The organism is Lysinibacillus sp. UBA5994, assembly GCF_002429725.1.
Taxonomy (GTDB): domain Bacteria; phylum Bacillota; class Bacilli; order Bacillales_A; family Planococcaceae; genus Lysinibacillus; species Lysinibacillus capsici.
The window spans coordinates 1-11,472 of the sequence record NZ_DJAU01000053.1; the positions used below are offsets into that span (position 1 = coordinate 1).

Consider the following 11,472-nt stretch of genomic DNA (forward strand, 5'->3'; position numbering starts at 1 on the left):
TTTGGAACGGATGATTTTGGACGGGATATTTTTTCCAGGATCATTCACGGTGCAAGGATTTCGCTATGGGTAGGCTTTTTCTCTGTTATTTTGTCCGTGATAATTGGTAGTTTACTTGGCATCATTGCAGGTTATTATGGAAAATGGATCGATACGATAATTTCACGTATTTTTGATATTATGCTAGCTTTCCCTAGTATGCTACTAGCGATTGCAGTAGTATCAGTGCTTGGTCCATCTTTACAAAATGCATTAATCGCCATTGCTATTATTAACGTACCGAATTTTGGGCGCTTAATCCGTTCTAAGGTTTTAAGTGTCAAGGAAGAGGAATATATAGTAGCGGCAAAAGCAATTGGTATGCGTGATGCACGAATTCTATTTTCGCATATTTTGCCGAATTCCATAACCCCAATAATTGTACAGGGAACACTAGCAATTGCGACAGCCATTATTGAAGCGGCAGCATTAGGTTTTCTTGGGCTAGGGGCTCAAGCTCCAGCACCAGAATGGGGAAAAATGTTAGCGGATGCACGGAAGTTTTTATTAAATGCTCCGTGGACGATGATTTTCCCTGGTTTAGCTATTATGTTAACAGTTTTAGGCTTTAATCTAATGGGTGATGGACTACGAGATGCACTTGATCCAAAAATGAAAAGTTAGTAAATAAGACAATAGCCTTCTACAAGTTAGAAGGTTTTTTTAGCTGCTTGGACCATTGGATATAAAAGGAACATTTTTACTACAAAAACGTTTTATAGTATAGAACAAGACGTGAGGGGCTTTCAAAAATAAGAGAAAACACCTTTTTGGAGCCATTAATTGAATTTTTTGTCACGTTATTTTAGACTTAATTTAAGTAGAAATCTTTTAGCTTAGTAGATTATTGCTTACCATAAAATCTTTCGACTGAAATACATATTTTAGGAGGGTGTTAGAATTGGGGATTAATTTACAAAAAGGACAAAGAGTTGATTTAACAAAGGGTAACGCAGGATTAAATAAAATTAAAGTTGGTTTAGGGTGGGACCCTGTAGGCCAAGAGAAAAGTGGCGGCTTTTTAGGTGGTTTATTTTCTAGCAGAAATAGTGGCAGTGGCAGAAGTATCGACTGTGATGCTTCGGTATTAATGTTACAAGATGATAAGGTTGTAGCGGGTGACGATGTTGTTTATTTCGGAAAATTAACAAGTAGCTGCGGTTCTGTTCGACATTCAGGTGATAATTTAACAGGTGATGGTGATGGTGATGATGAGGTAATTACAATTGAACTATCGTCTGTACCTTCGCAATATAACAAGCTTGTGTTTGTTGTAAACATTTATGATGCGGCAGGTCGCAATCAACACTTTGGTATGATTCATAATGCATATATTCGTGTGTATGATGACAGGACAGGAAGCGAACTAATTCGCTATAATTTAACTGATAATTATTCGAATTTAACGACGTTAGTATGTGGAGAAATTTACCGTCATAATAACGAATGGAAATTTGCTGCGGTTGGTACGGGAACAAATGACATAAAGCTTGGCGACGTTGTTCGAAGATATCAATAAATAATTGACTAAATAGGAGGAATAAAAATTATGGGCATTTCACTACAAAAAGGTCAAAAGGTAGATTTAACTAAAACAAATCCAGGATTAACGAATGTGGTTGTAGGTTTAGGCTGGGATACAAATAAATATGATGGTGGTCATGATTTTGACTTAGACTCCTCTGTGTTTTTACTTGCTGATACAGGTAAAGTTGCAGATCAAAATGATTTTATTTTTTATAACAACACTACAGGTGGCAATGGTTCAGTTGAGCATTCAGGCGATAATTTAACAGGTGTAGGCGAAGGTGACGATGAAGTGGTGAAAGTGGCATTAACTCAAGTACCTGCTCATGTTCAGCGACTAGCCTTCACAGTAACCATTCATGATGCAGAGTCTCGCAGTCAAAACTTCGGTATGGTGTCTAATGCCTATATTCGTATTATGAATGCTGCTTCCAACGAAGAAATTATTCGCTATGATTTAGGCGAGGACTTCAGTATTGAAACAGCTATTGTTGTAGGGGAATTATATCGTCATAACGGAGAATGGAAATTTAATGCGATTGGTGCAGGCTATCAAGGTGGCTTAGCTGCTTTATGTAATGATTATGGCTTAAGTGTAAACTAAAATTTCATCTTTGGACGGAAAGGGAGATTTTTGAATGGCTATACAATTAAGTAAAGGGCAACGCATTGATTTAACAAAGCAAGATCCAGGCTTAAATAGCATTGGCATTGGTTTAGGATGGGATGTAAAGCAATTTGATGGTGGACAAGACTTTGACCTGGATGCATCTGTATTTTTACTAGATGCTTCAGGTAAATGTCGTAATGAACAGGACTTTATTTTCTATAATAATCTAGCCAGCCCAGACCAGTCTGTTGTCCATACAGGAGATAATCGTACAGGTGCAGGGGATGGGGATGATGAAAAAATTCTTGTCAACTTAAAGCAAGTATCACCTCAAATAGAAAAAATTGTAGTGACAGTTACTATTTACGATGCCGAGGGACGTCATCAAAACTTCGGGCAAGTCTTAAATGCCTATGTACGATTGACGAACGAAGAGTCGGGATCAGAGGTATTGCGTTACGATTTAGGTGAAGATTTCAGTATTGAAACGGCTGTAGTATTTTGTGAGCTGTACCGACATAATGGTGAGTGGAAATTTGCTGCAGTAGGTTCAGGTTACCAGGGTGGACTAGCTGCTTTAATCAATGCATATGGCCTACAGTAACTATGGGACATAGGTGCATGGTGGAGGATCTGATGTGGATGTATTAAATGAGATATTAAATACATATGCACAGTTTTTAAACTAGCAGATGTAACAGGGGCTTATCATAATACACTGAAAATGTGTGTTAGTATATTGGGGCTACCATCCTTCGCATGAAATTTTCGTTATTATTTTAATAGCTGCATTCTTATTGACATTTGTTATTTACAAGTTGAAGAAGAAAATAGCAGTGTAAACAAGGCACTGTATTAGTCTGTATGGAACAGGCTGATACAGTGCTTTTTTCACAAAAGGCATAGTTACTGGGGAGAGGATTAGATGCAACATTTTGCAACAGAAGCAGAGATGATTTTTTATAAGAAGCCACAGCCGTTTACAAAATGGGAAACGGCGGATATTTTGTCATATGCCCTAGGTGCGACTTTGTATATGCCAGCTTCCATGCCTACGATTGTGAGCTTGATCCGATCACAAAAATATAAGGAACTCACATCACTTGTCATTGATTTGGAGGATGCAGTTGGAGATGCAGAGTTAGTAGATTGTGAAGCTAAGCTGATAGAGGATATTAGTGAATTATATGCACTCTATCAGCAAAAACAGCTATTACTTCAGGAGCTCCCTTTACTTTTTGTTCGTGTACGTCATGTTGAGCAATTTCAAAGGCTAACAACTGTTTTAGGGAAAAAGCAAGAAATATTAACTGGCTATGTCTTTCCAAAGTTTACAGCAGAACAGGGTGCCCGTTATTTCGAGTTGCTTGAACAAACCATTTTAGAAAATGATTTAATTTTATATGGTATGCCAATTTTAGAAAGTCGTGAGGTACTATATAAGGAATCTCGCATGGAAGCGTTATTAGACATTAAAGCGGTTCTACATCAATACAAAGCCCGTGTATTAAATGTACGAATTGGTGCTACCGATTTTTGTGGTATTTACGGAATTCGCAGGCGTATGGATTCTACCATTTATGATATTAGTGTCATACGAGATTGTATTGCAGATATTGTCAATATCTTAGGTCGTGAGGAAGATGGTTTTATTATTTCTGGGCCTGTGTGGGAGTATTTTAATAATCAGCGTGTATTAAAGCCCGCGCTTAGAGTGACACCATTTAGTGAGAAAGGCGCGCTTGATACAAGGAAAGCGTTATTAGACGATTGTTTAGATGGATTAATGAAAGAAGTTTTAATGGATAAACAAAATGGCATAGTGGGAAAAACAATTATTCATCCGAGCCATATCCGTGTTGTGCATGCCCTGTATGCTATTTCGTATGAGGAATACTTAGATGCGCTAAGTATTATAGAAAATAATGATGGACAAAAAGGTGTTATGAAAAGTCACTATGCTAATAAAATGAATGAAATTAAGCCACATATGAGATGGGCACAACGGATTTTAAAACAGGCTCATGTCTATGGTGTTTATCATGAATCTGTCGATTTTGCCTCACTTTTATTACAGTCTGAAATAGGTGGTAGTGTATATGCAACAACAAATGAGTAAATTAAGCATTTTACCGAATTATTCAATTGATATTGAAATTACCTACAATCCCCATAATTTTGCGCTAACCGATTTGTTTAGAATGGCGGCTCGGATTAATAAAAAGAGACAATTTTTGTTTGTAAGCACGGTACTAGGCAAACATTTGGCTGTCCGTCCACAAATCCCTTTACTGACAGGAACTCTTTTAGCAATGATGTATCAGCAGCATCTTACGGGACAAAAGGTAATGGCTTCGTCTGTCGTTAAAGCTTTAAAAGACGGAGCTAATTTGGATGAAGTACAAAAATCCATAGAAGGAACCCTAGAATTAACGGATGAAACATTGTTTATTGGCTTTGCTGAGACAGCAACAGCACTTGGACACGCAGTATTTAATGCCTTTCACTCGAATGCTATGTATATCCACACAACACGTGAAGTGTTACCCGATTTTGAGCCATTTGTTACGTTTGAAGAAGAACATTCACATGCGACAAGCCATAGAATTTATACGGAGGAACCAGAATTTTTACTGCAAACTAAGCGCATTGTGTTAATTGATGATGAGATTACTACTGGAAATACGGTCATTAATATTATTGAGACTTTAATACAGAAATTTCCTTTAGTGAGACAATATGCGGTACTATCTATTTTAGATTGGCGTTCCCAACAGCAGCAAACAATCTTTCAGCAATTAGAAGTACAATGGGGTATCTCTATAGAATTCATCTCCATTATGTGTGGGAATTTTAGCTGTTCAGGCATTCCAAGCTTAACCAGTACACAACCAAACTTACTAACACAGGTTGCACGAGATATGGACATTTGTCCGATTCAAGTATCTGTTGATCGCAAATTCTATCGTTCTGTTTCGGAGAATGGGTTAATAAATAAGTACCCCTATTTGCTAGCAACAGGGAGATTTATGCTCACGTCAAAACAGCATGTTGACCAAAAGCAAACGATACAAGCTATTGCTATGCAATTACAAGAGCTAAGAACAAATGGACCAGCGCTTGTTATTGGCTCGGGTGAGTTCATGTATGTTCCTATGCAAATTGCCTCTTATTTAGGAAATGATGTTTATTTTCAGTCAACTACTCGTAGTCCAATCTATTGTACGGATGATTCAGGATATACGATTAACGATAAAATAGCCTTTGAAAGTCCAGAAAATAACGGGGTCACTAATTTTTTATATAATCTTCAAAGCCAGTCTTACACGGAACTTTTTTTCATAGTGGAACGTATAGCAAGTAAAGAGGTAGTTGCTCGTGTGGTAAAGGCATTACAAGAAGCCACTAACGCCAAAGTATATGTAATTAGTATGCATGAATTGGAGGTAGAACGATGATATCGACTTTGCAGCCAGATAAAATGGGGAGTTATGCACCAGAGGACGTTATTTTTTTATTGCGTGATATTGGAAGTGCATTCCTTGAAATGGATAATGAGAAACGTGAACAACTCATTCAATCGGGTATACATTATTCGGAAATGCTGCCAGTGGAGAAGCAACCATCGGATACCTACATGAATCTTTTTTATAAAGCGCTAGATGTTCATGCAGAAAGAATAGCAATCGCCGTTGGAGTAGTGGCAGAGCAAATCGTTGAAAATAGAGGATTAGAAAATTTAATTCTTGTGAGTTTAGCTCGTGCAGGTACACCCATTGGTATTTTAATCAAACGGTATATAGCCATGCATTATCATGTGAATGTTCCACATTACTCCATTTCTATACTGCGAGGTCGTGGGTTTGATGAAGCGGCAATTCGTTATATTTTGACACAGCATCCTCTAGGAAGTCTGCAATTTATTGATGGTTGGACAGGAAAAGGGGCAATTACCAATGAATTAATTCAATCCTGCCAAAAGTTTAATTTACGATATCAAGAACAGTTAAGTGCCGATTTAGCTGTTTTGGCTGATCCTGGCCATTGTGCAGCTATTTATGGAACTCGTGAGGATTTTTTAATACCATCTGCTTGTTTAAATTCCACTGTATCTGGATTAGTAAGTAGAACGGTATTAAATTTGCAGTTTATGGATGCAAACGATTTTCATGGTGCAAAATACTACAAAGAATTAGAGGCAATAGATGTCTCCAATCTGTACATAGAGCGTATCGTCACATGTTTTGAACAAGTACAGAGTAAAATTGTGCAACAAATTCAAGAGCAAGAAATCTCTCCAATTACATGGGAGGGTATGAAGTCCGTGCAAATAATTCAACGAGATTTTGGTATTGATAATATACATTTCATTAAGCCAGGTGTTGGGGAAACGACAAGAGTTTTGCTGAGAAGGATACCTTGGAAGATTTTAATTAATCCACAGTACATGCATGAATTGAAACATATTTTATTATTAGCGCAGGAAAAAAATGTATTGATTGAAGAGTATTCGAATATGTCCTATGCATGTTGTGGTTTGATCAAAGAATTATAGAGGAGAATATGATGATATTATTTACATCTGATTTAGATAGAACCCTTATTTATTCTAAACGCATGATGGAGATGTTTCCGCCAGCTACAGAGACAATCGTCGTTGAACACAAGGACGAAACAGCAATGAGTATGATGACACAGGCAACAGCACCCCTATTGCAACAGGTACACCAACATACTTTATTTGTACCTGTTACGACAAGAGCTTTACATCAATATAAAAGAATCCATTTTATTCATGATTTATGCCCTGCTTTTGCAATTACAAGCAATGGGGGTACAATAGTAGAAAAGGGTCAGCCATATGAAAAATGGACACAAACATTATCTAGACGTATTGAAGATTCCTCGATCCCTCGTATGGATATGCTAAAGCTTTTTCAGACAATTAAATCTGATACATGGCTACAACGATCTCTGTATATAGATGAGCTTTTTTATGTACATCATGTAGATATTGATATTTTACCATACGATGAATTACAAGCGATGATTCAAGAGTTTGATATGCATGGTTGGCATGTTCTGCTACAAGGAAAAAAATTGTATTTTATGCCCAAGGTGCTGACAAAGGAAGCGGCTATAGAATATATAAAAGAGTTCTGTACATACGATGTGCATATAGCAGCAGGTGATTCTATTATGGATTATGGCATGCTTGCAATGGCTGATTTAGGTTTTACACCAAATCATGGAGACTTAAAGGATAAACAGCCAAAATTTTTACAAAATACAACTTACTCGCCTCACAATGGTGAAGCATTTACAAAGAATTTATTGGAAACAGTTTTACAGATGGCATCACAACAAACGATCGTATAGATGTTCAAATATTTTTGTTGTCATTAGGTGAGACGTCCTATGACAAATGAATGCTTTAGCATAGGCTGAGGATGATTTTTAGGAGGTGCGTTTGTATGCAAACAATCACAATTAAATCAGTGTTGGAGCGTCATCCTGATGATTGGCTACAGGCGTTTCAAGATTCACCAAAGGATCGTGCATTTTATGAAACAACAGAGCAGCAAGTGAGCTTTAGTAGAATTGCTGTTCGTGTATTGGGCGTACCAATCGAAGAAGATGATTATTTCAATTCGTTATTTACATTGTCACAGAACACTAACATCCATATTTTAAGTGAAGAATTAAATAAACATATTGAACCAAAAGACTTTCAGGCAATACAAACAATCCTTTCGCAGCATCAACAAACTCCACAAGGTCTATCTATTAATCGTTTAGTGGCAATGATGTATGGTTATCAATTAATTCCTAAGCATGATGACAGTGTAATGAATCGCCATTTACAGTTAGCAACCATTAAAGTAGTAGAGCTCTTTCAAAAACAGCAATCGTTAGGTTTGCTAGCAAATGACTTTCGCCGTTTTTTAATTGATATGGTGAAATGGCTAAAAAACCATTGGATTCTATGGACAAAATCCATGAAACCAACAGATGATTTTCCTAAAGTAGTTTGGTATGGGGAAGCAACTCTAAGTCAGCGCTATTTCTTATTGTTATTAATGGAGCTCGGTTGTGATGTGTTAATTTTTCATCCAGCTAAAATAGATGAATTTGCTGAGATTGATCCTAATGATACTTTCTCTATCACATATGCGTACGCCAATCAAACAACTTTACAGCCATTTCCTGATAAGTTGCGTGACCGGCAGGCAACGGTTGGATATCGATCTAGTCAGCATTTTGAGCAATTAATGCATGATCAGCAATCAGGTGTCTATAAGCCTTGGCAGTTTAAAGATTTTATGCCACGCTCCTTAACATTACGGATGACATATGATGATATTTTTATTTATGCAAAAGAGAAAGCTTTGGTTCGACCACAGTTTGAAGTAATTGGGGATGAGATTGTCATTCCAGTCATATTTGCCAAAATTAGTGGGGTTTCGAGCAGACGGGAAGAATACTGGTATTATATGCATCAGTTATTAGCAAATCCGCAAACTGTTTTTGTCCAGAAATTCCCCTATGCACCAACGAGTAGAGCAAATTTTCACTTTCACTATAAGCATTGCCTAGTAAATGGAGAACTATCAGTAGAGCGTATTATGCAAAGTGATTGGTGGCAATACGGTGAGTTAACATTGGAGCTACAGCGTGCGATTGCACACACGATAAAAACTTCTTGTGAGCAGCCCATGTTGAAACAGCAGCCAAATGAGACCTTATATGATTTGCAGTTATTTTTATTTAAACAAATGTCGATGATTCCACTGGAGATCCTAAGATTACTACAAAGCTTTGACTATTCCCAAGAGGTACCGAAGCTGGTATTATATCAAGCACCTCAACAACCAGCTTTATCACGTGAAGATATAGCATTATTGGCCTTTTTAAATCGATTTGGTGTGGATATTGTTTTTTATAATCCGACAGGACAACTAGATTTAGAAAAGCATTTGCAAGAGGATAGTTATGATGTACACCGTTTAGAGCATATGCTGTTTGACTTGCACTATGAAGAACCAAAGCCACAGAAAACTGCACCCGACAAAATCATAAAAAAAATCTTTAATCGTTTTTTCTGATGATAGGAAGGAGGCGGCACGAATGTCGAATAACTCGTTGACGCTGAAGCAGCTGACACTGGAAACAGCAGAAGCCTTCAAAGAACAGTTAAAGGATCATGCAGAGGTACGGCAAATTGCCAATCAAATCAATATAAAAAATCAGATAGAGCTATTAGCTTTGGGAAAAGAGCCGTCTACAAAATTAGCTACTTTTGCAGATCAAATTGTAGCCATCATCACCCAGTCAACAACTTTCGAATCAAATGAATTATTTAAGCAGCTTGAAGCCCTTATGCAGACATTCGACAAACAAGATTTTACAGAGCAAAAGGGCTTTTTTAAAAAGCTGTTTGCACGTAAGACCAAAAATGATGGCGATTTATTTACGAAATATAATGGACTGGGGAGAGATATTGAGAAAATCCATTATCAATTTGTACTGATGGAAGAGGAATTAGCGAAGGATAACCGAGTACTTGCACGCTTATATCAAGAAGACCTCATGTACTATCTTGAGCTAGAAAAGTATATCGTAGCAACTGACATGAAGCTTCATGAGGTCCAAACAACATTGATTCCGATGTATGAAAAACAGAGTGAAGCAGGAAATCAGCTGGCAAAAATGGAGCTAAATCGTTTGCAAGGTATTGCAGAGATGCTCCAGCAAAAAATAGATGACTTAGAAAAATCGCGTATGGTGGCTATTATCACAGCCCCTCAAATCGATATGCTACGTAATGGTAACAGTGAATTGATAGAACAAATTAATGGGGCTTTTGTTAAAACCATTCCTGTTTTTAAAATGGGTTTGATGAATGCAGTTAATGAAAGACGTCAACAATTACAAAGTCAATCAGCCTCTGCCTTTGAAGATCGTATGAGGCAATTTGGGGGAGCTAGCAAGGAAGCGGTGCAATTAAGTACTGCCATGGCTCAACAATCCAGCACTACCAAGACTCTTGAAGAAATGTGGGATACTATTGTATCAGGCATTGCCAATTATCAGCATTTACGTGCTGAACAAACGGTCAAACGCCAACAAGCAGAGCAACAATTGCTAACATTGCGTTCTTAGCTCCTTTCCTCTAAGTAGATTACTACTTGGAGGTTTTTTGTATAAAAAAAGCCGACAGACTTATCTTATTCAATGGGTGATCAAAATCCCCCTGAATCAAGGTAATCTGTCGCCAAAATGTTAGCTATATGAATTCTTCTTCAAATTCTACATTGATTTCATGTCCATGATAGCTTTGGTAAGAAACAATAAGTGTATCAAGATGTTCTAAGTTTTCCTCATAATCTAAAATACGCGATAAAATATAGAGTAGGTGATAGCTAGAAAACTCCGTATCGCCTTCTTCACGAGCAAAGTTGATTTGCTTGATGAAAATTTCCATCAGCTCATTACGTTGGACATAGTCAATGCTTTTACTCCACTCCGAATGCTCAGGCTTTAGCTTCCCTGTATATTTTAAGAGCAATTGCTCATGGTACGTTAGCAAGGAATCAAGTCTCTCCTGAATCATTAAATGAAATTGGGTAGGGAGCTGAGCTAATTCATTTTCGTGATTATGCAAACGCTGTAGCAATTCCAAGCTTTTCTTGGAAGTTAAAATCATTTGACGATAGACTACTAGTTTGCGAGCTTTGACATATTTTTTATTTTTAAAGTAATTACGCTCTTCCTTATATAAATCATACAGCGTATCCACTCGTAGCATACGGTTTTTAAACTTACTTAATGCTGTTTTTGTGGATGTATGCTCAGAAGCTTGCCGTACAGCCAGTCGTGTCCAACGAATAATATCATCTTGTAAAATATAAATTTTGCGAAATAGTTTTACCTCGTATTTAGGTGGTAAGAACACAAGATTTACGACAAATGCTGCTAATACCCCAACTAATATCGTAACAAAGCGTATCAAACCAAATGTTAAAAAGTCATCCCCTTGAAATTCCATAATAGCTACAACTGATACCAACGCTAGCGAAAGTGATTTTTCGAGTCTAAACTTTAACATTAAACCGATAGCTATTATGACAGCTATACCAATGGCAACGACATGGTGGCCAAAAAGTAAGCCAAAAATGACGGCAATTGTCGCACCTATAATATTCGCTTGTACTTGCTCCACAATGGTTTGGTAAGAACGATAAATAGAAGGCTGAATAGCAAAAATAGCTGCAATTCCAGCAAAAACAGGTGAA

Annotated in this window: 11 protein-coding genes; 10 read left to right on the forward strand and 1 reads right to left on the reverse strand. The window is 37.2% G+C overall.

Features of this window, described 5'->3' with window-relative positions; all coding sequences use genetic code 11:
* The 10 genes from B3D98_RS15800 to B3D98_RS15845 form a co-directional block, all read left to right on the forward strand.
* On the forward strand, window positions 1–663 hold a 663-nt coding region (locus B3D98_RS15800), incomplete at its 5' end, for an ABC transporter permease (RefSeq protein ID WP_288584155.1).
* Between the two features lie 277 nt (window positions 664–940).
* Window positions 941–1,558: a TerD family protein gene (locus tag B3D98_RS15805; protein WP_048394762.1), complete on the forward strand. Its 618-nt coding sequence runs from the start codon at window positions 941–943 to the stop codon at window positions 1,556–1,558.
* A 30-nt stretch (window positions 1,559–1,588) separates the two neighbouring features.
* Complete coding sequence (locus B3D98_RS15810; RefSeq protein ID WP_048394760.1) at window positions 1,589–2,170, forward strand: TerD family protein; 582 nt, start codon at window positions 1,589–1,591, stop codon at window positions 2,168–2,170.
* A 34-nt stretch (window positions 2,171–2,204) separates the two neighbouring features.
* Window positions 2,205–2,780 (forward strand): TerD family protein, encoded by a 576-nt coding sequence (locus B3D98_RS15815; RefSeq protein ID WP_016994007.1) that lies wholly within the window; start codon window positions 2,205–2,207, stop codon window positions 2,778–2,780.
* A 321-nt stretch (window positions 2,781–3,101) separates the two neighbouring features.
* On the forward strand, window positions 3,102–4,295 hold the full coding sequence (locus tag B3D98_RS15820) for an HpcH/HpaI aldolase/citrate lyase family protein (protein ID WP_103118831.1): 1,194 nt from the start codon (window positions 3,102–3,104) through the stop codon (window positions 4,293–4,295).
* Window positions 4,276–5,634 carry a phosphoribosyltransferase family protein gene (locus B3D98_RS15825; protein WP_288584159.1) on the forward strand — a complete coding sequence of 453 codons (1,359 nt, stop codon included), beginning with the start codon at window positions 4,276–4,278 and terminating at the stop codon, window positions 5,632–5,634. Before B3D98_RS15820 ends, B3D98_RS15825 begins: the two co-directional genes overlap by 20 nt.
* Complete coding sequence (locus tag B3D98_RS15830) at window positions 5,631–6,731, forward strand: cysteine protease StiP family protein (RefSeq protein ID WP_288584161.1); 1,101 nt, start codon at window positions 5,631–5,633, stop codon at window positions 6,729–6,731. Before B3D98_RS15825 ends, B3D98_RS15830 begins: the two co-directional genes overlap by 4 nt.
* An 11-nt stretch (window positions 6,732–6,742) precedes the next feature.
* Window positions 6,743–7,555, forward strand: coding sequence for an HAD family hydrolase (locus B3D98_RS15835; protein ID WP_054549028.1), 813 nt, complete (start codon window positions 6,743–6,745; stop codon window positions 7,553–7,555).
* 95 nt (window positions 7,556–7,650) lie between these two features.
* Window positions 7,651–9,282, forward strand: a complete 1,632-nt coding sequence (locus B3D98_RS15840) for a YceG family protein (protein ID WP_288584164.1) — start codon at window positions 7,651–7,653, stop codon at window positions 9,280–9,282.
* A gap of 22 nt (window positions 9,283–9,304) precedes the next feature.
* The gene (locus tag B3D98_RS15845) at window positions 9,305–10,339 is read left to right on the forward strand and encodes a toxic anion resistance protein (protein ID WP_054549030.1); all 1,035 of its coding nucleotides are present in this window, start codon (window positions 9,305–9,307) and stop codon (window positions 10,337–10,339) included.
* Between the two features lie 124 nt (window positions 10,340–10,463).
* Here B3D98_RS15845 and B3D98_RS15850 read toward each other — a convergent pair.
* The coding region (locus tag B3D98_RS15850) for an FUSC family protein (RefSeq protein ID WP_288584166.1) at window positions 10,464–11,472 on the reverse strand (1,009 nt) is incomplete at its 5' end.

What these genes read in the sequence shown, in the direction of transcription:
- B3D98_RS15810 (WP_048394760.1), top strand. Translation starts at nt 1,589, where the DNA reads ATGGGCATTTCACTACAAAAAGGTCAAAAGGTAGATTTAACTAAAACA.
- B3D98_RS15815 (WP_016994007.1), top strand. Translation starts at nt 2,205, where the DNA reads ATGGCTATACAATTAAGTAAAGGGCAACGCATTGATTTAACAAAGCAA.
- B3D98_RS15820 (WP_103118831.1), top strand. Translation starts at nt 3,102, where the DNA reads ATGCAACATTTTGCAACAGAAGCAGAGATGATTTTTTATAAGAAGCCA.
- B3D98_RS15825 (WP_288584159.1), top strand. Translation starts at nt 4,276, where the DNA reads ATGCAACAACAAATGAGTAAATTAAGCATTTTACCGAATTATTCAATT.
- B3D98_RS15830 (WP_288584161.1), top strand. Translation starts at nt 5,631, where the DNA reads ATGATATCGACTTTGCAGCCAGATAAAATGGGGAGTTATGCACCAGAG.
- B3D98_RS15835 (WP_054549028.1), top strand. Translation starts at nt 6,743, where the DNA reads ATGATATTATTTACATCTGATTTAGATAGAACCCTTATTTATTCTAAA.
- B3D98_RS15840 (WP_288584164.1), top strand. Translation starts at nt 7,651, where the DNA reads ATGCAAACAATCACAATTAAATCAGTGTTGGAGCGTCATCCTGATGAT.
- B3D98_RS15845 (WP_054549030.1), top strand. Translation starts at nt 9,305, where the DNA reads ATGTCGAATAACTCGTTGACGCTGAAGCAGCTGACACTGGAAACAGCA.